Source organism: Glaciimonas sp. OK215 (genome assembly GCF_057787885.1).
This window is the reverse complement of sequence record NZ_CM173544.1, coordinates 5009453-5029476: the sequence shown is the minus strand read 5'-3', so window position 1 is coordinate 5029476 and position 20024 is coordinate 5009453. Positions and strand designations below refer to the sequence as shown.

The following is a 20024-nucleotide window of genomic DNA, read 5'->3' as shown; positions in this document are numbered from 1 at the left end:
ATTAACGAAAATGCGCAAATGCATCCGATAGGGACAGAATTTCTCCGGTAGCGCTGCCGTCGTAGCCGGCTAGCTGATTCACCACGTCGCGGAAAATGTCCGATTGTATCGTCGCAATGCATTGCTGCATTAACGGATCCTGCATCGCGGCGGTCGAGAGAGCGAAGAAATAGCGTTCTCGAATCAGCGGGATGAATTCCAGCCCGAAGCGCTCTGCTGCAGTTTGTACCCCGAATCCGACATCGGCCATGCCGCTGGCGATAAACGCCGCAATCGCCGAATGCGTAAATTCGGCACTTTCAAATCCCTCGATCGTGTGCTGCGCAACGGCGGCTTTGGCCAGCAGCAACTCCAGCAGCATGCGGGTGCCGGAGCCGGCCTGGCGATTGACGAATAACACGCCGCTCCTGGCCAGATCCGCTAGCGCATGAATGTTTTTCGGATTGTCCGGCGCCACCATCAATCCCTGATTGCGCACTGCCAGATGAATCAGGGAGTGGCTCTTCTTGTTCAGCCAGCGTGCATAGAGAGCCATGGTTGCCTCTTCAAACTCGCCGAATGGAACATGAAAACCGGCCAGATCGCATTCGCCTCGCGACAGCGCGGCGACGGCATCGGTGCTGTTTCGATAGCGTAGTTCAAGTGGCAGATGAATTGCATTCAACTGATTCAGCAGCGCCGCCACCGCGAAGCCGTGACTGGCGCTCAGGCGGATGGCTTTGGCAGCGCCGGCAACGACTTTACTCAGCTCGCCTTCCAGTTCGGATGCCAGGCTTTCCAGGGTTGGCGACAGACGGGCGGCGATGCGGCGGTCAGCCCAGATCAACTTTTCTGCCAGCGCTGTCAGGATGCTGCCGCGGCCGCGCTCGGTGATGACGAGCGGGTGACCGAACAGCTGTTCGGCAGCGCGCAACAATCCCCAGACATGCCGATATGACTGCTTTATTTCTTTCGCGGCGTTCGAGATTGAGCCGGTTTCCCTGATTGAGGTCAACAACGCCAGCAGCGCCGCCGTGTCCAGCGAGGCGTCAGCGTCCTGCGCAATTTCCCAGTGGGGTTTGATAATGACTTTGTACATCGGCCTTCCTATTGATGACTGCTTCAGGCCGCGCAATGGGTGTTGCTAAATAAATAAATTCATTGCAGGGCGATTTGTTGAAGAAACTTTATGCAAAGTATTGCCTATTGAAGAAGGCTACTCTCAATGGTAGATTACGGCAAGTAATGCGGATAAATAGATTGATTTTCATATGGCAAGATATGTAACTGATTGCATATGGTTGAGTTCTTTTAAAGAAGTGAATGGAAATATTGGGGCAAGTTCAAAGGCGAGGGCGTTGTGTTGTAGCCGCCCGGCGCGCGATTCGAAGTATTGGTAGGAGACCGCTGTGAGTACGCAAAGTATTGTGGGAAAATCATTCACTCTACATCAGGTGAAACCGAAGACCGGGACCGAAACCTCGGCGGAAATCAAGGCACAGCTTGCTGCCGTCATTGGTGAGTTAAAAGGGCTGCCCGGCGCGATGCTGCCGATTTTGCACGCGATCCAGGATACGGTCGGCTATATCCCCGCCGATGTGGTCCCGCTGATCGCCGACCAGCTCAATCTATCGCGTGCCGAAGTCCATGGCGTGATCAGCTTCTATCATCATTTTCGGCAACAGCCGGCCGGCAAGCACGTGGTGCAGATCTGCCGCGCCGAAGCCTGCCAGGCGCGTGGTTCCGAGCAACTCGAAGCGCACGCCAAACTGGCGCTGGGTTGCGATTTTCATGGCACCACCAGTGATCGCGAATTTACGCTGGAACCGGTGTATTGCCTCGGGCAATGTGCCTGCGGCCCGAATATCATGATTGACGATGACTTGTATGCGCGCGTCAGCGCCGACAAGTTCAACCGATTGGTGCAAGCCAGGCGAGGTGCGTAATGGGCACTCAGGACACTACTATGAACGCCATCACCGTGTATGTACCGCGCGACTCGACCGCGCTTGCGCTCGGCGCCGATCAGGTTGCCGACGCCATTGTCAAACAGGCTGCGCAACGCGGCATTGCAGTGAAATTGATCCGTAACGGTTCACGCGGCATGTTCTGGCTCGAACCGCTGGTTGAAGTCGCCACCTCTGCAGGCCGCATCGGTTTCGGTCCGGTAGAACCGGAAGACGTCGGCGCGTTGTTCGACGCCGATTTTCTCAACGGCGGCGGCCATGCGCTGGCGTTGGGCCTGGTTGATCAGATCCCCTACTTGCAGAAGCAGGAGCGCCTGACGTTTGCCCGCGTCGGCATTACCGACCCGGTCTCGCTGGACGATTATCTGGCGCATGAAGGCTATGCCGGTCTGCAGCGGGCGCTCGGCATGGACGCTGCTGCCGTGGTGCAGGAAGTGCTGGATTCCGGCTTGCGTGGACGCGGCGGTGCTGCTTTCCCGACCGGTATCAAATGGAAGACCGTGGCCAACGCCAAGGCCGGACAAAAATACATTGTCTGCAATGCTGATGAAGGCGACTCCGGCACGTTCTCGGATCGCATGGTGATGGAGGATGATCCGTTCGTGCTGATCGAAGGCATGACGATCGCCGGGTTGGCGGTCGGCGCCACGCAGGGCTACATCTATGTGCGCTCCGAATATCCGCATGCGATCGCCGCATTGAATGAAGCGATTGCGGTGGCCAATGCGCGTCGCTATCTCGGCCAAAACATCCTCGATTCCGGCCAGACCTTCCACCTTGAAGTCCGCAAGGGCGCCGGTTCTTACGTCTGCGGTGAAGAAACCGCGCTGCTGGAAAGCCTCGAAGGCAAACGCGGCATCGTCCGCGCCAAGCCGCCGCTGCCGGCGCTGGAAGGCCTGTTCGGCAAGCCGACCGTCATCAACAATGTGATTTCGCTTGCTTCGGTGCCGATCATTCTGGCGCGCGGTGCCGCGTTCTACAAGAACTACGGCATGGGCCGTTCGTTTGGCACCTTGCCGATGCAATTGGCGGGAAATATCAAATACGGCGGACTGGTCGAGAAAGCGTTCGGCGTCACGTTGCGCGAATTGCTGTTTGACTTCGGCGGCGGTACTGCCAGCGGCCGCGCCGTGCGCGCGGTCCAGGTCGGTGGGCCATTGGGGCCGTATTTGCCGGAATCGTTATTCGATACCAGGATCGACTATGAAAGCTTCAGCGCAGTCGGCGGCACGGTGGGGCATGGCGGGATCGTGGTGTTCGATGACAGCGTCGACATGGCCAGGCAGGCGCGCTATGCGATGGAATTCTGCGCCGTCGAATCCTGCGGAAAATGCACGCCATGCCGCATCGGTTCGACCCGTGGCGTGGAAGTTATCGACAAGATCGTTGCGGGACCGGTCGATGAGAAACAGCAGCAGATACATTTGTTACGTGATTTGTGCGACACCATGGTCAACGGATCGTTGTGCGCGATGGGGAATATGACGCCGTTGCCGGTGTTGTCGGCGTTAGATCATTTTCCTGAAGATTTCGGTACGCAAGGAGCAAAGCAATGAACCAGATGAATGAACTTGATTACGGCACACCAGCAAAAGTTTCCGAGCAACTTGTGACGCTGGAAATCGACGGCGTCAGCGTCGAAGTCGCGGCCGGCACCTCGGTCATGCGGGCGGCGGTCGAAGCCGGCGTGAATGTCCCCAAACTTTGCGCGACCGACAGTCTGGAGCCGTTCGGCTCCTGTCGCTTGTGTCTGGTGGAAATCGATGGCAAGAAAGGTTATCCGGCCTCGTGCACCACGCCCTGCGAGCCGGGCATGAAGGTCAGGACCCAGACGCCGAAGCTGGCCGATATCCGCCGCGGCGTGATGGAACTGTACATCTCGGACCACCCGCTCGACTGTCTGACCTGTCCCACCAACGGTAATTGCGAGCTGCAGGACATGGCCGGTGTGGTCGGGCTGCGCGACGTGCGTTACGGCTATGAAGGCGAGAATCATCTGAAGCTGAAGAAAGATGAATCGAATCCGTACTTCACCTACGATCCCTCCAAGTGCATCGTCTGCAATCGTTGCGTGCGCGCCTGCGAAGAAACCCAGGGCACCTTTGCCCTGACCATCGATGGCCGCGGTTTTGAATCGCGCGTGTCGGCTGGTCAGATGGACAGCTTCATGGAATCCGAATGCGTCTCCTGCGGCGCCTGCGTGCAAGCCTGCCCGACCGCGACCCTGACCGAAAAAACCGTGATCATGCTGGGCCAGGCCGAGCACAGCAAAATCACCACTTGTGCGTATTGCGGCGTCGGCTGTTCGTTCAAGGCCGAGATGAAGGGCAATGAAGTGGTGCGCATGGTGCCGCATAAGGATGGCCAGGCCAACCATGGACACTCCTGCGTCAAGGGACGCTTTGCCTGGGGTTACGCGACCCATAAAGACCGCATCACCACGCCCATGATCCGCAGCAAGATTACCGATCCGTGGCGCGAAGTGTCATGGGATGAAGCGCTCAGCTATGCCGCCGGAGAATTCCGCCGGATCCAGGCCAAGCATGGCAAGGATGCGATCGGCGGTATCACCTCGTCGCGCTGCACCAATGAAGAAACCTATCTGGTGCAAAAGCTGGTGCGCGCCGCCTTCGGCAACAATAATGTGGATACCTGCGCCCGCGTCTGCCATTCGCCGACCGGTTATGGTTTGAAGCAAACCTTAGGGGAATCCGCCGGTACCCAAACTTTCGATTCGGTCATGAAGTCGGACGTCATCATGATTATCGGCGCCAATCCGGCCGCGGCCCATCCGGTATTTGCGTCGCAAATGAAACGCCGTCTGCGCCAGGGAGCCAAGCTGATCGTGATCGATCCGCGCACCACCGAGATGGTCAAATCGCCGCACGTCGAGGCCGATTACCATTTGAAATTGCGGCCCGGCACCAATGTCGCGCTGATTACCGCGCTGGCCCATGTCATTTTGTCCGAAGGCTTGCAGGACGAGGCTTTCGTGGCCGCACGCTGCGATACCAAGTCGTTCGCAGAATGGAAAGAATTCGTGCTGCGTCCGGAGAATTCGCCGGAAGAAATGGCGATAGTGACGGGTGTATCTGTCGAAGAAATTCGTGGCGCCGCACGCCTGTTTGCCACCAATGGCAACGGCGCGATTTACTACGGTCTGGGTGTCACCGAGCATGCACAAGGTTCGACCATGGTGATCGGGATTGCCAATCTGGCCATGGCGACCGGTAACGTCGGCCGTGATGGTGTGGGCGTTAATCCACTGCGTGGTCAGAACAATGTGCAAGGTTCCTGCGACATGGGTTCGTTCCCCCATGAGCTGCCCGGTTATCGCCATGTCTCCGACACCACGGTAAGGGCAGAGTTTGAACAGGCCTGGGGTGTGACGCTGAGTCCGGAGCCGGGCTTGCGGATTCCGAATATGTTCGACGCCGCGCTGGATGGCAGCTTCATGGGCCTGTACTGCGAAGGCGAAGACATCGTGCAGTCCGACCCCGATACGCAGCATGTGATTGCGGCGATGACGGCGATGGAGTGCATTGTGGTGCAGGACCTGTTCCTCAACGAAACGGCCAAATACGCGCATGTGTTCCTGCCGGGTTCGTCGTTCCTGGAAAAAGACGGCACCTTCACCAACGCCGAACGGCGCATCTCCCGCGTGCGCAAAGTGATGCCGGCCAAGGCCGGTAAATCGGACTGGGAAGTCACGGTGGCGCTGGCGAATGCGCTGGGTTATCCGATGCACTACAGCCATCCGTCCGAAATCATGGACGAGATCGCCGCGCTGACACCGACCTTCCATGGCGTCAGTTATGCCAAGCTCGATACAGCCGGCAGCCTGCAATGGCCATGTAATGATGCCGCACCGGACGGTACGCCGATCATGCATATCGGTGAATTCGTGCGCGGCAAGGGCAAGTTCATCAACACGCAATATATTGCGACGGATGAGAAAGTCACATTGAAATTCCCGCTGATCCTGACCACCGGCCGGATACTGTCGCAATACAATGTCGGCGCACAAACGCGGCGTACCGAGAATGTTGAATGGCATAGCGAAGACAGATTGGAAATCCATCCGCATGATGCCGAAGACCGTGGCATTCGCGAAGATGACTGGGTGGGTATAGAATCACGTGCGGGCCAGACCGTATTGCGGGCGACGGTGACGGATAGGGTGCAGCCCGGCGTAGTCTACACGACCTTCCATTTCCCGGAGTCGGGCGCTAACGTGATCACCACAGACAACTCGGACTGGGCCACCAATTGTCCGGAATACAAGGTCACAGCGGTGCAGGTCATGCCGGTCACGCAACCGTCGGAATGGCAGAAAGATTACAGTCGCGTCACTGAGCAGCAGTTGCGATTGTTGCAGGGGGCTGATCCGGTGGTCTCCAAATAAAGAGCAGGAGTTGGCATCACATGAGCAGCACAGTCCCCGCCGATTACGCGACCATCGCCACGGTCGATATTGAAAAATGGCGCGCTGGCCAAGGCACGGCGGCGCGCGACGTGGTCGCGGAAGAAATCCCGATTGCACTCGAGTACAACGGTATTTCGCATGCGGTGATGATGGCGTCGCCGGCCGACCTGGAAGATTTTGCGCTGGGCTTTTCATTAAGCGAAGGCATTCTGGCCGACCCCAGCGAGTTGTTCGATTGCGAGATCGTCACTGCCACCGACGGCATTCAGGTCCAGATGCAGATTGCCTCGCAACGCTTCATGGCGTTAAAGGAAAAGCGCCGCAACCTGACCGGTCGTACCGGTTGCGGTCTGTGCGGTGCCGAAACGCTGGCGCAGGCAATACGCAAGCCGCCGCCGGTCGTTTCCAGCGTCCGCTTTGCGGTGTCGGCCCTGCATGCAGCCGTCGACAGCATGCAACAGCAACAACAATTGCAACAAGCCACCGGTGCGACGCATGCGGCCGCATGGTTGCAAAAGAACGGCGAAATTCTGCTGGTACGCGAAGACGTCGGGCGCCACAATGCGCTGGACAAGCTGATCGGTGCATTGGCGGCGGGCAAGCAGGACTTTTCTAGCGGGGCGCTCATCATCACCAGTCGCGCCAGCTATGAAATGGTACAAAAAGCCGCCACGATGGGAATCGGTCTGATCGCAGCGATTTCGGCACCGACTGCGCTGGCCATCAGGTTGGCGCAGCAAGCCGATGTGACGTTACTCGGCTTCATGCGCCAGCATTCGCATGTGGTGTATGCGCATGGGCAGCGCTTGTTGATGAAATAAATAGCGCGCTGAATCATTTAAAACTGTTGTGCCGGATTAAAAATTACCCGGACTCCAGCCAGTCTGCCGCTGTCCCCCTTTGCGACATTCAGAAACGAAAGAAAGCAATGAACGTAGACAACCTGATCAAAATGGCCAATCAGATTGGTTCCTTTTTTGAAACCATGCCCGACCGACCGCAGGCCATGCACGATTTTGCCATGCACATCAAGCGCTCCTGGGAACCACGCATGCGCTCCGCGTTACTGGAATACGCCGAGCGCCAAGATGGGACGGAATTGAAGGAGATCGTACGCGAGAGCATACGCGCGCATGCTGACACAATGCGGTAAATTTTCCGAAAAGACGCGATCGACCGATCCGGTCACCACCTCAGCATCCCTGAAGTGGTGGCCGTTTGCCATTGTCGGCTAGAATAACCGGGACAACAGCTTCTCGCTATCACCACACTTGCGGCCGGCGCAATGCACTACTCGCGCATTTATTTGTTACGCATCGCTTTTATCGTCCGGATTCAATGGAATTTCAATTCATCAGCCCCAGAAAGAATGCATTTTTATATCTCATCAAGATTCTCAGCGGTTCGCTAATCACCTGGTATGGCTTGCGCGCGCTGGGGATCGCCGAGCCGTATTGGGCGATGATTTCCCTGATTATTGTGACCGAACCCGATATCACGCTGGCCAAGGCGAATTTCAAAGTCCGCCTGATCAATACCGTCAACGGCTGTGTGGTCGCCTGCCTGACACTGGTGCTGCTGGGGCCGGGATTCTTTCCGATGCTGATCGCGTTGGCGCTGTCGGTACTGGTGGCGATGTTGTTGCACAACTATCCGTCCAACTGGCGTTTGGGCCCGGCGACGGTGGTGATCCTGATGTCCGCCGCGATTGAGGGAACCGGCCTTCATCAGGAGCTTCATCTGGCTTTGCTCCGGGTGGGGGAAGTGCTGGCCGGCAGCAGCGTGGCATTATTGCAGGCGCTGGTTTACGCTTATCTCATCAAGCAGGTGACAAATGGCGCCAAGTGATTGCGTCAGTTTGCCGCAGACCGGCGAAAATGAATGATTCATCGATTGAATCTATTGACGTAGATTCATCGACAACCCTATAGTGGCGACATGATTTCAGAATTCCATCAACTATCCGAAAAAATCCGGCAACTGGCCGAACTGACCCAGACATTGCGGCATGAAAATGCTGACTTGCGCTTGAATGCCGCCACGTTAGTCAGTGAAAATGCCGATCTGACGCAGCGTATCAACGAGGCGCATCAGCGGGTTGCCGCGTTACTCGAAAAAATCCCGGCATTGCCGCAAGACGAGACTCAAGTTCAGGAGAATGCATGACCCAGTTAAGCGTCAATATCATGGGCCAGGCCTATACCCTGGCGTGCAAAGAAGGCGAAGAGGCGGTATTGCAGCAGGCCGTGGCTTATCTGGATGGCAAGATGTGTGCGATACGCGATGCCGGAAAAATTCGTGGCAACGATCGTATCGCGGTGATCGCGGCGCTTGGCATGGCAGCGGAAATGCTGTCGGCGAAGGCGCCGGACGGCCCGTTGTCCGACCTCACAATGGCGGAAGTAAAACAAAAAATAGCCGCGATGCATACGGTGCTGGATCAAGCACTGGGGCCGCAGGAAGTGCTGTTTTAAATTTTCTCCAAAGTGTTTGACATGAAGTAAGTTTGGAGTAAACTTAGCGCTCCTGCCGTGTTCGCCATTGCCATAATTCCTTGAACCATCTTTACGCAGCGGTTACGGGATATTGTTCGATGGGAGTGAGCGTCGCTAGTTCGATGAACCCGAAGTTGAACTAACTGTAGCCAACTTGAACCTTCTTGGTTCAGGATGCCGGCAAAGCGGCACTGGCGGGAATTAATTCAAAAGCGGTTGCATGTAGATGCAGCCGCTTTTTTTATGGATATTCCAAAGTATGGGGGCGGAACAGCGCAGCGCCTTGCGCCGATTGTCGCGCAAAAAACTGAAGCGCTACACGCATCCTTCTTATCTTTTGACTGTTTCCGGTAGAGCAAAAATGCAATATTGGCTAATGAAATCCGAACCGGCAGATGCCAGCATCGATGATGTGCTGGCCATGCCGGAGCAAACGATTGCCTGGTACGGTGTGCGGAATTATCAGGCCCGCAATTTTATGCGCGACGTCATGCAGGTTGGCGACGGCGTACTGTTTTATCATTCCAGTTGTGCCGAGCCGGGCATTGCCGGAATCGCACAGGTTGCCAGCATTGCCTATCCGGACGACACCCAGTTCGATCCGGGCAGCAAATACTTCGACCCCAAAGCCAGTCGCGAAAATCCGCGCTGGATGCTGGTCGATGTGCGTGCACTTGAAAAGACGCGGCTGCTTGGGTTGGCGGAATTGCGGGCGCAGCCGGAACTGGCCGAGATGCACATCTTGCGACGTGGGAATCGCTTGTCGATTACGCCTGTCACTGGCGCCGAATGGAAGTGCCTGATGTCGGAATTGAAAGCGTGATGGTTCAGGTGCAGCGCAATTCCTGATCGCTATCCGAACGCTTCAATCAAGCTGCTGGCACCGGCGCTAAGCGTTGAGCGGGCGAATAGTTACTGGATAAAATAACCCGTCACTTTCCATGAGCCATCCTTTTCATGCATGGGCGTGATGATTTCGACCGCAGACTTTTTGTTTTCGTATTCGCTTTGAAACTGGATGACGACATATTCGCCATCGGGCGCGCCGGGTAAAGTGGTGGTGTATTGGGCGGATTTTACTGAACGGGATCTGAGCGATCCCATAGATGTACGTGTTGCCTGGATCGCCTTTTCATAGACTGCTTTTGTCACGTTGCTTTTAAATAATGTGCCAGCCTTGTCCCAGCTTTCCGCATACTTTCCTGCATCGGTAAGAGCGAGCCAGGAAACAGCTGCAGCTTCGGCTTGACGCTTTGCTGCGGTTTCCTGTGCGGGGTCGGCAGCAAAGGATGGGGGGATGAACGCTAATTGCGTAACGGTGAGTAGTGCCAGAAGAGTTTTCATTTGTCATTCTCGCTTGCCAGGTTCACAAAAATTTTTGCAGGACGGTATGCGTCGCCATGTATGTCGCAGGGCGGATAAAGCTATCCGCATCCGCCCTGCATTCTTAGCCGGCAGTTTGACGCGGCGTTCGGTACGCCAGCACCAGCAGCACTATCCCAATCACCACCATCGGCACCGATAGCATCTGGCCGGCAGAAATTGTCACTCCAGCAAATGTCACGTTATAGTCCGGCACGCGGAAATATTCGGTGAAAAAACGGGCGCAGCCATACAGCAAGCTGAACATGCCGGCGACCGCCATCCGTGGTCGCGGTTTGCGGGAAAACAGCCAGAGTATGACAAACAGCAAAATACCATCCACCAGCATCTGGTAAATCGGTGATGGATGGCGCGGCAGATTATCGACGTTCGGCCAGATCATGGCCCACGGTAACGCTGCATCGGCGACCCGGCCCGGTAGTTCTGCGTTGATGAAATTGCCCAGACGGCCTGCGGCATAGCCGAGCGGCACCATAGGCGCGATGAAATCCATGATATCCATCAGCTTGCGACCCCTTTTGCGGCCCCACCACGCCATCGCGACGAGGACACCAAGGAAGCCGCCATGGAACGACATGCCGCCGTTCCAGACCGCGATAATTTGCGATGGGTGGGTGAAGTAATAGACGGGATCGTAAAAAAACACCTGACCCAGACGGCCGCCGATGACGACCCCGAGTACGCCGTAAAACAGCATGTCGTCCAGGTCTTCTTTTTTCCAGCCGGCCGCCGCGATATGCGGCTGCTTAATCCGAATTCTACCGACCCAGATGAACTGTACGAATGCCAGCAGATACATCAGGCCGTACCAGCGGACATGAAGCGGGCCCAGAGAAAAGGCGATCGGGTCGGGCATGGGATGAATCAGCATTTATGGTTTCTTTCGTAGTAATTCTAAAAAAGCTTGCAACACCGGCGAGGTATTGTCCTTGCGCCAGGCCAGGCCGGTTTCGACCAGCGGCGTGGCATCTTCCAGCTCCCGGTAGTCGACCCCGGGACGTTTTAAATTCGACACCGATTGTGGCACAAGCGCGCATCCCATGCCAGCCGACACCAGGCCGACGATGGTTTGCATCTGGATTGCTTCCTGGCCAATATGTGGCGTCTGGCCGGCGTTGCGGAAGCAGGCCAGTATCGTGTCGTGAAAGCCGGGCGAAATACGTCGGGGGAAGATGATGAGTGGTAAATCGCTCAAGGAGTTCAAACTGATTTTTCCTTTCGCACGTAATGCCTTGTGTCCAGTCGGCGCAGCCAGAATCAGTGGTTCCGACAATACCGGAAAATAGTCCAGCACCTGTTTTGCTTTGTCCGACAGAGGTGGAATCAACAACCCCGCGTCAATCTGGCCTTGCGCTAATTGTTCAAGCTGAAGGTCGCTGGTGGCTTCTCTTAAATCTATCTGGACATGGGGATAGGCCTCGCGAAACTCACGTAGCAACGGCGGCAAAATACTGTAATCGGCGGTCGATACAAAGGCCAGCGTCAACAAGCCTGATTCGCCGGAGGCGGCGCGTCGCACCAGATCGGGCAGGGTGCTGGCCTGTTGCAGAATACGACGCGCTTCCGGCAGCAAGGCCAGACCTGCCGGTGTCAGTGCCACGCTGCGTTTGGTGCGGGCAAACAGCGCAGCACCGATGCCGGCTTCCAGCGCCTGTATCGTCTGCGAAAGCGGCGGCTGCGTCATATGCAGCCGGATTGCGGCCCGGCCGAAGTGTTTTTCCTCGGCAACCGCGACGAAGTAACGGAGTTGCCGCAGCTCTATGTTCATATGACATCCATATTAATCCTGAGGGCATCATATCTGCATTGAATGAATAGAGGCAAGTCGAGCGATGTCTGGGGGATATAAAAACGCTGCCATTACGGCAGCTGTCGAGCGGATGCGGGGCGTTCGTTTACTTACGATCGGAGCGGTTCTGCGCCTCAAAGGCTTTTTTCACGCGTTCCTGGCGCGCTTTTTCCATTTGTTCGTGTGCGCGCCGTTTATCGAGGCCTAGCGCGCGTTCCAGAAATTCAAACCATATGAACCCAACCGCCATCAAGCCGGCTATCCACCACCAGGAGATGTCGGCGAACGGGCCTATCGCAAAATATTTCAAGCCGACCAGCAAAACGATGGCGATGATGAGTGGCATGGTATTCCCTTAACCCGATTAAACCTAGAAACGGCAGTTGACCGCTTCAAGGTGCCTATAAGGTATTGATTAAATTAAAAAATTTCTTCGTTGAATACAGTCACCTGTTGGGTGACCACGCTACCGGCACGATTGCACATTTTTCCGGCTCCCTGGCGGTTGCGCGGGAAATTCAGGCGACATGTCGCCTGCCCGTGCAACGGTGTTCCCTTGCAAGGGAACACTCCTGCCCTACAGGGCCACGGGCGTTGCTCCTTGCAGCATGTCGTCGCCCTTGCAGGGCGCATCTGCGCTGGTAAGCGCAGATCGTTCCGCAGGCGAGCAGCATGCTGCTCGAAACCCCTGCTACACCCTAGCCAGAAAGCCGGAAAAACGCACACTCGCGCCGGTCCAACTACCGTTTCTAGGTTAAGGCCGATGTCGGTGCAGGATATGTTGAAATGTGACAACGGTCAACGATATCGGTCTGTCAGGCGTTTATGAAGCTACATGGTCGATGCCGGATAGTCGGTGGAGATACGTGAACATGAGACAATACGGCCCGGTTGGTAGCGCGCATGTAATTTATTCGGAGGAGATGTTATGAAACGTAGTGTGTTGATCTGTGCGGTATGCGCGGCGTTGGTATCGGGTAGTGCGCTGGCCAACGCTGATCTTGCCAGGGCCAGGAATTGCATGGCCTGCCACTCGGTTGGTAACAAGGTGGTTGGTCCAGCGTTTAAAGACGTGGCAAAAAAGTATGCCGGTCAAGGCGATGCCGAAGATAAATTGGCACAAAAGGTAATGAAGGGCGGTTCCGGCGTTTGGGGTCCGGTTCCGATGCCTGCCAATGCGCAAGTGAGCGATGCTGAAGCGCACACACTGGTTAAGTGGATATTGTCGCTGAAGTAAACCAGCGGCAGAGAACATGAGATTTCAAGGAAGGGCACTCGCGCGAGTGCTTTTTTTTTGATCGAAGATGGAAACGAGTGGACCGTCGACAAAAAAATCACCCCGATATTCAAGTCGGGGCGATGTTAAATAAGCCGGTTTCCAACTTACTTCAAATTTACTTGGTCACTGCCAGGATAGTGCGTTGTCCACCTCGGTAAGTGTACAAAGTCAACGTCGCATTTTTCATGTCGCCTTTGGCGTCGAATGCAATGGTGCCGGTGACACCCTTGTGGTTGATTTTGGCGAGTGCCGGCAGGTATTTTTTAGGATCGGTGGAGTTCGCTTTTTGCATTGCGTCTGCCAATGTCATCAACGCATCATAAGCATACGGCGCGTAAATGATGACTTCACTGCCAAAGCGCTTCTTGTATGCGGCTTTGTACGCATCCAGCGCCGCCTTGCCGGATTCCTGAACCCCGCCTGCTTCAGCACAAATGACCTGATCGTCAAGCAAGCCATCGCCAGCCAGCTTCGGCAGTTCCGTGGTACAGATCGCATCGCCGCCCATCAGTTTGGCGTTGATTCCCAGTTGCTTCATTTGACGCAGCATAGGGCCGGCACCGGCATCCAGACCACCGAAGAAAACCACATCAGGCTTCTTTGATTTGATCGCGGTCAGGATCGCGTTGAAGTCGGTGGCCTTGTCGTTGGTAAATTGGGTAGCGACGATATTCGCGCCCGCGGCCTTGGCGCTCTTGGCGAACTCTTGTGCCAGGCCCTGGCCATAAGCGGTACGGTCATCGATCACTGCGATGTTTTTGGCATGCAGTGTCTTGACGGCGTAACGACCCAATGTGCCACCCAATTGACCATCGTTGGCAACTACGCGGAAGGCGGTGTTAAAGCCTTGTTGCGTGTATTTCGGGTTGGTGGCTCCCGGCGAGATTTGCGGGACGCCTGCATCGTAATAAATCTTCGACGCGGGGATAGTGGTGCCGGATTGCAGATGGCCAACCACACCCTGTACTTTTGCATCGACCAGTTTTTGCGCGACCGCAGTGCCTTGCTTCGGATCGCCGGCATCATCTTCGGTGAGCAGTTCGAATTTGATTTTCTTGCCGCCAATGGTGATGCCTTTGGCATTCAGTTCTTCGACAGCCATTCTGGTGCCGTTTTCAGTGTCTTTGCCGATGTGGGCGATTGGGCCGGTCATTGGACCGACGTGCGCCAGCTTGACGACTTGTTCCTGGGCGGAAGCCGCGCCGGAAAATGCCAGTGCGATGACGGCAGACAAAGGAATTATGTTTGTTTTAAATTGCATGTGTTTCCTCCTGAGGATGCCAAATTTAAGGGAATCAAAAAACAACGTAATCAAAACAGTCTGTTGAAAACTAAACTGCATACGCGCCCATCATTGTAGATGACCTTGCACCTAAATCCTGCATTTGCTTCAGGCCTCTTCTAAGAACCTGCTTACGAACCGATCACGACGCGGCGGGGAACGCGCCATCCACGGCACACCTCGACCTTGGCCAACGTCGGCTTTAGCTGAGGTTGCGAGTTGGCGTCACCTTTTGGCGGCAAATTATTTGGTCACCGTCAACGCCGTGCGCTGACCATTTCTGAAAGTGTAGATGGTCAATGCACCATCTTTAATATCGCCATTGGCATCAAAAGCGATAGCGCCGGTCACGCCTTTGTGATGGATGTTTGCGAGCTGCGGCAGATATTTCTTCGGATCGGCGGAGTCGGCTTTTTGCATCGCATCCGCAATCGTCATCACCGCATCGTAGGTGTATGGCGCGTATTGCTTGATCTCGCCGTTATAGCGTTTCTTGTACGCCGCTTTGAAGGCATCCAGTTTCTTCTGGCCGGACTTTTCCACGCCACCGGCTTCCGCGCACACCACCTGATCGTCGAGCAGGCCGTCGCTGGCCAGTTGCGGCAGCTCGTTGGTGCAGATGGCGTCGCCGCCCATCAATTTCACCTTGATGCCGAGCAGCTTCATCTGATGCAGCATAGGACCGGCACTGGCGTCGATGCCGCCAAAGAAAATCAGGTCGGGGTTCTTGCCTTTGACAGCGGTCAGGATCGCATTGAAGTCGGTCGCCCTGTCGCTGGTGTATTGCGTGCTGACGATATTCATTCCAGCGGCTTTGGCGCTCTTGATGAATTCCTCAGCCAGACCTTGTCCGTAGGCGGTGCGGTCATCAATCACGGCGACATTTTTTGCGTGCAGGGTTTTGGCGGCATAGCGCCCCAGCGTTCCGCCCAGCTGGCCGTCGTTGGCGACGACGCGGAAGGTGGTATTGAAGCCTTGTTGCGTGTATTTGCGACTGGTGGCCGATGGTGAAATCTGTGGAATGCCGGCGTCGTAGTAAATCTTCGATGCCGGGATCGAGGTGCCGGATTGCAGGTGACCGATGACGGCCTGGACTTTGGCATCGACCAGCTTTTGCGCTACGCTGGTGGCCAATTTGGGGTCGCTGCCGTCATCTTCCGGCTGCAGGACAAATTTAACTTTCCGGCCGGCGAGCGTGATGCCTTTGGCATTCAACTCTTCGATTGCCATGCGGGCGCCATTTTCATTGTCTTTGCCCATATGCGCGACCGGGCCTGTGAGTGGGCCGACGTGGCCGATTTTTACCACCTGTTCTTGTGCGTACGCGGCGCCGGCAACGGCGCATGCGACTGCACCGGCCAATGGAATCATTTTGGTCTTGAACTGCATGTATTTCCTCCTGCTTCCAAACCAACCTCTTCAAAAAGAAAAAAGCGCCCCGGCGTTAAAGCCGGAGCGCTTTCACTTGCGACCCGAGACTAATTATTTAGTCACTGTCAGCAAAGTACGTTGGCCGCCTTTGTATGTGTACAACGTCAACGAACCGTCCTTGATATCGCCTTTGGCATCGAAAGCGATAGGGCCGGTAACACCTTTGTGATGAATCTTGGCCAGTTCAGGCAGGTATTTTTTCGGATCGGCTGATTTCGCTTTTTGCATTGCCTCGACCATGGTCATCAGTGCATCGTAGACGTATGGTGCGTAGATCACGACGTCCTGATTGAATTTCTTCTTATACTCGACCTTGAACTCTTCCAGGGCTTTTTTGCCAGCGTCAGGCACCCCGCCAGCTTCCGCACAGACTACCTGGTCGTCTTCCAGGCCTTCACCAGCCAGTTTGGCCAGTTCCGTAGTACACAGGCCATCACCGCCCATGAACTTGGCTTTGATCCCGAGCTGTTTCATTTGCTTCAGCATTGGGCCGCCAACCGCATCCATGCCGCCGAAGAATATCAGGTCTGGTTTCTTGGCTTTGATCGAGGTCAGAATGGCGTTGAAGTCGGTCGCCTTGTCGTTGGTGAACTGTGTCGCAACGATCTCGGCTTTATCTTTTTTTGCACCCTTGGTGAACTCTTCCGCAACCCCTTGACCGTACGCAGTACGGTCATCGATCACCGCGATTTTTTTGGCTCCCAGTTTTTCGACTGCGTAACGACCCAATGTGCCACCCAGTTGTCCATCGTTGGCGACCACGCGGAACGCGGTGTTAAAGCCTTGCTGAGTGTATTTCGGGTTGGTTGCCGATGGTGAGATTTGCGGGATGCCGGCATCGTAGTAGATCTTCGATGCGGGGATCGTGGTGCCGGAATTCATGTGACCGATGACGCCATTGACGTGGGCATCAACCAGTTTCTGGGCAACCGTAGTGCCTATCTTAGGATCGGAGGCATCGTCTTCGCCGAGCAATTCGAATTTGACTTTTTTGCCGCCGATCATGGTGCCTTTGGCATTCAATTCATCGATCGCCATCTTAGCGCCGTTTTCATTGTCTTTGCCAATGTGGGCGTTAGGGCCGGTGAGTGGGCCAACGTGGCCGATCTTGACGACTTCTTCTTGTGCGAAAACCGAGCCAGCAAGCGCAAGTGCGACAGCGCCAACCAACGGAATCATTTTGGTCTTGATCTGCATGAATTTCTCTCCTGAGGATTTAAAATAAAACTAAGTAAAACTAGTAATACACGCCTGCTTTTAAACCTTGTCCCTCCGTTTGCAGCTTATTAAGTTGCTGCGAACATGCAAACGGTACATCATAAAAAACAGTTAGCAAAGAGGTTTTATGCGTTTTTTTGCATCACCCATTCACTCACTCTCCCGATATGACCAAACAACACAACCTCGATAAGGTTGATCGCAAGTTACTTAACTTGCTGCAACGCGACAATCAAATGCCGACCCGGACCCTGGCCGATAAAGCGCATATTTCCCAACCAACCTGCCTGCGCCGCATCCGGGATTTGCGCGAGGCCGGCGTGATCAACGCCGATGTCGCCCTGGTCGATCCGTTTGCGCTGGGTTACGGCATGCTGGCATTCCTCGAAATTTCCCTGACCAACCAGTCCGATGAGCACATGCAGGAATTCGAATTGCGCATGAACAAGGAGGTCGAGGTCATGCAGTGCTATTTCGTGTCCGGGGATTACGACTATTTCCTGGTGGTGCATGTCATCGATATGGATGCGTATTATCAGTTCGTGAGAAGGGTTATTTCAGGTTCTGGCAATGTTCGTCACTTTCAATCTCGTTTTCCCATGAAGCGCGCCAAGTTTGTCACCCGGGTGGCCTTCGATGAGAAGGCCGCCACTATTCAGGTGCGGGCGGCCAAGTAAGCCGATGCCCTTGAATAGTGCGTTAGCCCGTCAGAGCCGGTACGCGCTACGCTGTATTGTTTTTTCAAAGCAATATTTGGACCATGGTAATACATTGCGCAAAAAAGACCGCCGCTGAAATCAGATGCGATCTTTTTTATGGGGCTGAACATACGTCAAGTCAGAACTGTCAGGCCGGAAACCCGGCTTTGGCCTGGCTCAGGCCTGTGCTTCACGTGGCTGAAAGGCGGGTGCCGGGCCACGACGCGGCAGGCCGGTAAAAGAGAAATCTATTTCCGGCCGGCGGCCGGACATGATTTCCGCAATCGCCCGACCAGAGCCGCAACCCATGGTCCAGCCGAGCGTGCCGTGACCGGTATTGAGGAACAGGTTGCTGATCCTGGTCTTGCCGATATACGGCACATTCGAGGGCGTCAGTGGCCGCAGGCCGGTCCAGTAAGTCGGATTGTCATAGTCGCAGGCATCCGGGAACAACTCACGGGTGCGGCGCGTGATCGCTTCGCAACGGGTCGTGTTCAGATCGCGTGTGTAGCCATTCAGTTCGCAGGTGCCTGCCACGCGCAAACGATCGCCCAGGCGCGATACCACCAATTTGTAACCATCATCGGTCAATGACACGGTAGGCGCTGCGTCAGGATTGGTGATGCGATAGGTGGCCGAATAGCCTTTGCCCGGATAAATCATCAGATTGATGCCGAGCGGTTTTAGCAATTGCTCCGAAAAACTGCCCATCGCGACCACGAAGGCGTCAGCATGCAAGACCTGATGACGACCGTCTGGTGTGATGATTTCGACGCCGGTAATTTTCGCGCTGGCGCCGCTGCCCTCAGTGATCAGGCGGGTAATCGTGGTGTTGAAGCGGAACTTGACGCCGGCTTCCTCCGCTTTGCGGGCCAGCCCGGTGGTGAATTTATAGACGTCGCCGGATTCGTCATTGTCGGTAAAGTCGCCGCCGACGATTTTGTCGCGGATGCGCGCCAGCGACGGTTCGATTCTGACGACTTCATCGGCGCTGATCGAGTTGCGCGGGCAACCCAGATCGCGCATCAGCTTGGCCGCCGGCAGCGAGTCGTCGAATTCTTTTTGTTCTGTGTAAAAGTGCAGAATGCCGCGCACCAGGTGGTCGTATTCGACGCCCGTTTCGGCGCGTACGGACTGCAAAGTCTGGCGGCTGTATTCGCAGATGGCAACGATCTGGCGAATGTTGTCGGCGGTGCGTGATGGTGTGCATTCGCGTAAAAAATTCAATGCCCATTTCCATTGCAGCCATTCCGGACGAAAGCGATATAGCAGCGGGGCATCTTCCTGGCCCAACCATTTCAGCACCTTGAATGGCGCCTGTGGGTTGGCCCACGGTTCAGCATGCGATACCGAAATTTGGCAACCGTTGGCAAAACTGGTTTCTTGTGCTGCACCAGGTTGACGGTCGATGACGGTGACGTCGTTGCCTTCCTTGTTCAGGAACCATGCTGAGGCAGTGCCGATAACGCCGGCTCCCAATACAATCACTTTCATGCTGAATCTCCGAATTGTCTTACGAATTGTCTTAACTTAGTGCTGATATTGTATGAAGTTCTGGATTGTTTATGCATTCAATCTGAGCGCTAAATTTTTTTCGTTCAGTCATGTTTGAATATATTTTGATTTATAAGCAAAGTTTCATAACTAATTTGTTGTTTTTCGCAATTTGCTTAATTCCAGCGTTACCGCACGGGAAATGACCTCGTCCAAGGTCTGATGCAGACCGGTTTTGATTTGCTCGGCCAGTCCCTGGACGGCTGTTTGCAAGACGTCAGCGAGACTGTCCCGCACGCGCTGTTCGATGACAAAATCAATGCGTTCTTGCAGTTGATGCAACACTTTTTCGTGGACCTGGTGTTCCAGCCTTTCCCAGTCGTGACGACTTAATGTCAGTTCCGATGGCGGTCTTGACGGAGCGGTGTCATCGTCGATAACAATTTCGTCAGGAGCGCCGGCGGGCAGTGTAACGGCTGCGGCGCTCGCCGCGTCGACCGGGGCAAGCTCCGCTGGTGTAATGATTTCGGTAAGCAGTGGAATGCTGGCATCAAGCGTGCTGTGGTTCATAAACTTTCCTCAT

General features: G+C 55.2%; 21 protein-coding genes and 1 other RNA gene. 12 read left to right on the top strand and 10 right to left on the bottom strand.

Translation table 11 applies throughout. The annotated features are described in order from the left end of the window. Window position 1: 1 nt before the first annotated feature. Complete coding sequence (locus AC3CHX_RS23240) at window positions 2-1078, bottom strand: substrate-binding domain-containing protein (protein ID WP_488630344.1); 1077 nt, start codon at window positions 1076-1078, stop codon at window positions 2-4. A gap of 391 nt (window positions 1079-1469) precedes the next feature. Here AC3CHX_RS23240 and AC3CHX_RS23235 point away from each other — a divergent pair, with 391 nt between their 5' ends. From AC3CHX_RS23235 to AC3CHX_RS23190, 10 genes are all read left to right on the top strand, one after another. Next, window positions 1470-1925, top strand: a complete 456-nt coding sequence (locus AC3CHX_RS23235; protein WP_488644906.1) for a formate dehydrogenase subunit gamma — start codon at window positions 1470-1472, stop codon at window positions 1923-1925. Window positions 1926-1945: 20 nt separating this feature from the next. Next, complete coding sequence (locus AC3CHX_RS23230) at window positions 1946-3502, top strand: formate dehydrogenase beta subunit (RefSeq protein WP_488630343.1); 1557 nt, start codon at window positions 1946-1948, stop codon at window positions 3500-3502. Further along, a complete protein-coding gene (fdhF, locus tag AC3CHX_RS23225; RefSeq protein ID WP_488630342.1) occupies window positions 3499-6351 on the top strand; it encodes a formate dehydrogenase subunit alpha in 2853 nt (950 codons plus the stop codon). Before AC3CHX_RS23230 ends, fdhF begins: the two co-directional genes overlap by 4 nt. 20 nt (window positions 6352-6371) lie before the next feature. Beyond that, window positions 6372-7193, top strand: coding sequence for a formate dehydrogenase accessory sulfurtransferase FdhD (gene fdhD / locus AC3CHX_RS23220; protein WP_488630341.1), 822 nt, complete (start codon window positions 6372-6374; stop codon window positions 7191-7193). 107 nt (window positions 7194-7300) lie between these two features. Continuing rightward, window positions 7301-7525 (top strand): formate dehydrogenase subunit delta, encoded by a 225-nt coding sequence (locus AC3CHX_RS23215; RefSeq protein WP_488630340.1) that lies wholly within the window; start codon window positions 7301-7303, stop codon window positions 7523-7525. Window positions 7526-7710: 185 nt separating this feature from the next. Continuing rightward, entirely contained in the window at window positions 7711-8220 is a 510-nt protein-coding gene (locus AC3CHX_RS23210; protein ID WP_488630339.1) for an FUSC family protein, read from the top strand. Window positions 8221-8310: 90 nt separating this feature from the next. Further along, window positions 8311-8538: a DUF904 domain-containing protein gene (locus AC3CHX_RS23205; protein ID WP_488630338.1), complete on the top strand. Its 228-nt coding sequence runs from the start codon at window positions 8311-8313 to the stop codon at window positions 8536-8538. After that, window positions 8535-8846 (top strand): cell division protein ZapA, encoded by a 312-nt coding sequence (locus AC3CHX_RS23200; RefSeq protein WP_488630337.1) that lies wholly within the window; start codon window positions 8535-8537, stop codon window positions 8844-8846. Before AC3CHX_RS23205 ends, AC3CHX_RS23200 begins: the two co-directional genes overlap by 4 nt. A gap of 46 nt (window positions 8847-8892) precedes the next feature. Then, a non-coding RNA gene (gene ssrS, locus AC3CHX_RS23195) (6S RNA) lies at window positions 8893-9072 on the top strand. Between the two features lie 156 nt (window positions 9073-9228). Further along, complete coding sequence (locus tag AC3CHX_RS23190) at window positions 9229-9690, top strand: EVE domain-containing protein (protein ID WP_488630336.1); 462 nt, start codon at window positions 9229-9231, stop codon at window positions 9688-9690. An 89-nt stretch (window positions 9691-9779) separates the two neighbouring features. On the opposite strand, the gene AC3CHX_RS23185 is transcribed toward AC3CHX_RS23190, so the two are convergent. The 4 genes from AC3CHX_RS23185 to AC3CHX_RS23170 form a co-directional block, all read right to left on the bottom strand. Next, window positions 9780-10211: a DUF4019 domain-containing protein gene (locus AC3CHX_RS23185; RefSeq protein ID WP_488630335.1), complete on the bottom strand. Its 432-nt coding sequence runs from the start codon at window positions 10209-10211 to the stop codon at window positions 9780-9782. 103 nt (window positions 10212-10314) lie between these two features. Beyond that, complete coding sequence (lgt, locus tag AC3CHX_RS23180; protein WP_488630334.1) at window positions 10315-11121, bottom strand: prolipoprotein diacylglyceryl transferase; 807 nt, start codon at window positions 11119-11121, stop codon at window positions 10315-10317. Beyond that, window positions 11122-12018, bottom strand: coding sequence for a LysR family transcriptional regulator (locus tag AC3CHX_RS23175; RefSeq protein ID WP_488630333.1), 897 nt, complete (start codon window positions 12016-12018; stop codon window positions 11122-11124). Between the two features lie 127 nt (window positions 12019-12145). Next, entirely contained in the window at window positions 12146-12385 is a 240-nt protein-coding gene (locus tag AC3CHX_RS23170) for a TIGR04438 family Trp-rich protein (protein ID WP_488630332.1), read from the bottom strand. Window positions 12386-12967: 582 nt separating this feature from the next. Between AC3CHX_RS23170 and AC3CHX_RS23165 the strand changes: the two genes are divergently transcribed. Next, window positions 12968-13276 (top strand): c-type cytochrome, encoded by a 309-nt coding sequence (locus AC3CHX_RS23165; RefSeq protein ID WP_488630331.1) that lies wholly within the window; start codon window positions 12968-12970, stop codon window positions 13274-13276. A gap of 157 nt (window positions 13277-13433) precedes the next feature. On the opposite strand, the gene AC3CHX_RS23160 is transcribed toward AC3CHX_RS23165, so the two are convergent. The 3 genes from AC3CHX_RS23160 to AC3CHX_RS23150 all read right to left on the bottom strand — a co-directional run bounded on the left by AC3CHX_RS23160 (window position 13434) and on the right by AC3CHX_RS23150 (window position 17228). Further along, window positions 13434-14579, bottom strand: a complete 1146-nt coding sequence (locus AC3CHX_RS23160; protein WP_488630330.1) for a branched-chain amino acid ABC transporter substrate-binding protein — start codon at window positions 14577-14579, stop codon at window positions 13434-13436. Window positions 14580-14843: 264 nt separating this feature from the next. Continuing rightward, entirely contained in the window at window positions 14844-15989 is a 1146-nt protein-coding gene (locus AC3CHX_RS23155; protein WP_488630329.1) for a branched-chain amino acid ABC transporter substrate-binding protein, read from the bottom strand. A gap of 93 nt (window positions 15990-16082) precedes the next feature. After that, complete coding sequence (locus AC3CHX_RS23150; protein ID WP_488630328.1) at window positions 16083-17228, bottom strand: branched-chain amino acid ABC transporter substrate-binding protein; 1146 nt, start codon at window positions 17226-17228, stop codon at window positions 16083-16085. Between the two features lie 188 nt (window positions 17229-17416). Here AC3CHX_RS23150 and AC3CHX_RS23145 point away from each other — a divergent pair, with 188 nt between their 5' ends. Then, entirely contained in the window at window positions 17417-17926 is a 510-nt protein-coding gene (locus AC3CHX_RS23145; RefSeq protein ID WP_488630327.1) for an Lrp/AsnC family transcriptional regulator, read from the top strand. 198 nt (window positions 17927-18124) lie between these two features. Here the strand turns inward: AC3CHX_RS23145 and AC3CHX_RS23140 are convergent, their stop codons facing one another. Both AC3CHX_RS23140 and AC3CHX_RS23135 read right to left on the bottom strand, forming a co-directional pair. After that, window positions 18125-19441: a D-amino acid dehydrogenase gene (locus tag AC3CHX_RS23140; protein ID WP_488630326.1), complete on the bottom strand. Its 1317-nt coding sequence runs from the start codon at window positions 19439-19441 to the stop codon at window positions 18125-18127. Window positions 19442-19591: 150 nt separating this feature from the next. Beyond that, window positions 19592-20011: a DUF2486 family protein gene (locus AC3CHX_RS23135; RefSeq protein WP_488630325.1), complete on the bottom strand. Its 420-nt coding sequence runs from the start codon at window positions 20009-20011 to the stop codon at window positions 19592-19594. Between the last annotated feature and the right edge of the window lie 13 nt (window positions 20012-20024).

Excerpts from the sequence above, each read along its gene's own strand:
- AC3CHX_RS23200 (WP_488630337.1), top strand. The coding sequence starts at position 8,535 with ATGACCCAGTTAAGCGTCAATATCATGGGCCAGGCCTATACCCTGGCG.
- lgt (WP_488630334.1), bottom strand. The coding sequence starts at position 11,121 with ATGCTGATTCATCCCATGCCCGACCCGATCGCCTTTTCTCTGGGCCCG.
- AC3CHX_RS23185 (WP_488630335.1), bottom strand. The coding sequence starts at position 10,211 with ATGAAAACTCTTCTGGCACTACTCACCGTTACGCAATTAGCGTTCATC.
- AC3CHX_RS23170 (WP_488630332.1), bottom strand. The coding sequence starts at position 12,385 with ATGCCACTCATCATCGCCATCGTTTTGCTGGTCGGCTTGAAATATTTT.
- fdhD (WP_488630341.1), top strand. The coding sequence starts at position 6,372 with ATGAGCAGCACAGTCCCCGCCGATTACGCGACCATCGCCACGGTCGAT.
- AC3CHX_RS23165 (WP_488630331.1), top strand. The coding sequence starts at position 12,968 with ATGAAACGTAGTGTGTTGATCTGTGCGGTATGCGCGGCGTTGGTATCG.
- AC3CHX_RS23150 (WP_488630328.1), bottom strand. The coding sequence starts at position 17,228 with ATGCAGATCAAGACCAAAATGATTCCGTTGGTTGGCGCTGTCGCACTT.
- AC3CHX_RS23155 (WP_488630329.1), bottom strand. The coding sequence starts at position 15,989 with ATGCAGTTCAAGACCAAAATGATTCCATTGGCCGGTGCAGTCGCATGC.
- AC3CHX_RS23230 (WP_488630343.1), top strand. The coding sequence starts at position 1,946 with ATGAACGCCATCACCGTGTATGTACCGCGCGACTCGACCGCGCTTGCG.
- fdhF (WP_488630342.1), top strand. The coding sequence starts at position 3,499 with ATGAACCAGATGAATGAACTTGATTACGGCACACCAGCAAAAGTTTCC.
- AC3CHX_RS23240 (WP_488630344.1), bottom strand. The coding sequence starts at position 1,078 with ATGTACAAAGTCATTATCAAACCCCACTGGGAAATTGCGCAGGACGCT.
- AC3CHX_RS23210 (WP_488630339.1), top strand. The coding sequence starts at position 7,711 with ATGGAATTTCAATTCATCAGCCCCAGAAAGAATGCATTTTTATATCTC.
- AC3CHX_RS23145 (WP_488630327.1), top strand. The coding sequence starts at position 17,417 with ATGACCAAACAACACAACCTCGATAAGGTTGATCGCAAGTTACTTAAC.
- AC3CHX_RS23175 (WP_488630333.1), bottom strand. The coding sequence starts at position 12,018 with ATGAACATAGAGCTGCGGCAACTCCGTTACTTCGTCGCGGTTGCCGAG.
- AC3CHX_RS23215 (WP_488630340.1), top strand. The coding sequence starts at position 7,301 with ATGAACGTAGACAACCTGATCAAAATGGCCAATCAGATTGGTTCCTTT.
- AC3CHX_RS23135 (WP_488630325.1), bottom strand. The coding sequence starts at position 20,011 with ATGAACCACAGCACGCTTGATGCCAGCATTCCACTGCTTACCGAAATC.
- AC3CHX_RS23160 (WP_488630330.1), bottom strand. The coding sequence starts at position 14,579 with ATGCAATTTAAAACAAACATAATTCCTTTGTCTGCCGTCATCGCACTG.
- AC3CHX_RS23140 (WP_488630326.1), bottom strand. The coding sequence starts at position 19,441 with ATGAAAGTGATTGTATTGGGAGCCGGCGTTATCGGCACTGCCTCAGCA.
- AC3CHX_RS23205 (WP_488630338.1), top strand. The coding sequence starts at position 8,311 with ATGATTTCAGAATTCCATCAACTATCCGAAAAAATCCGGCAACTGGCC.
- AC3CHX_RS23190 (WP_488630336.1), top strand. The coding sequence starts at position 9,229 with ATGCAATATTGGCTAATGAAATCCGAACCGGCAGATGCCAGCATCGAT.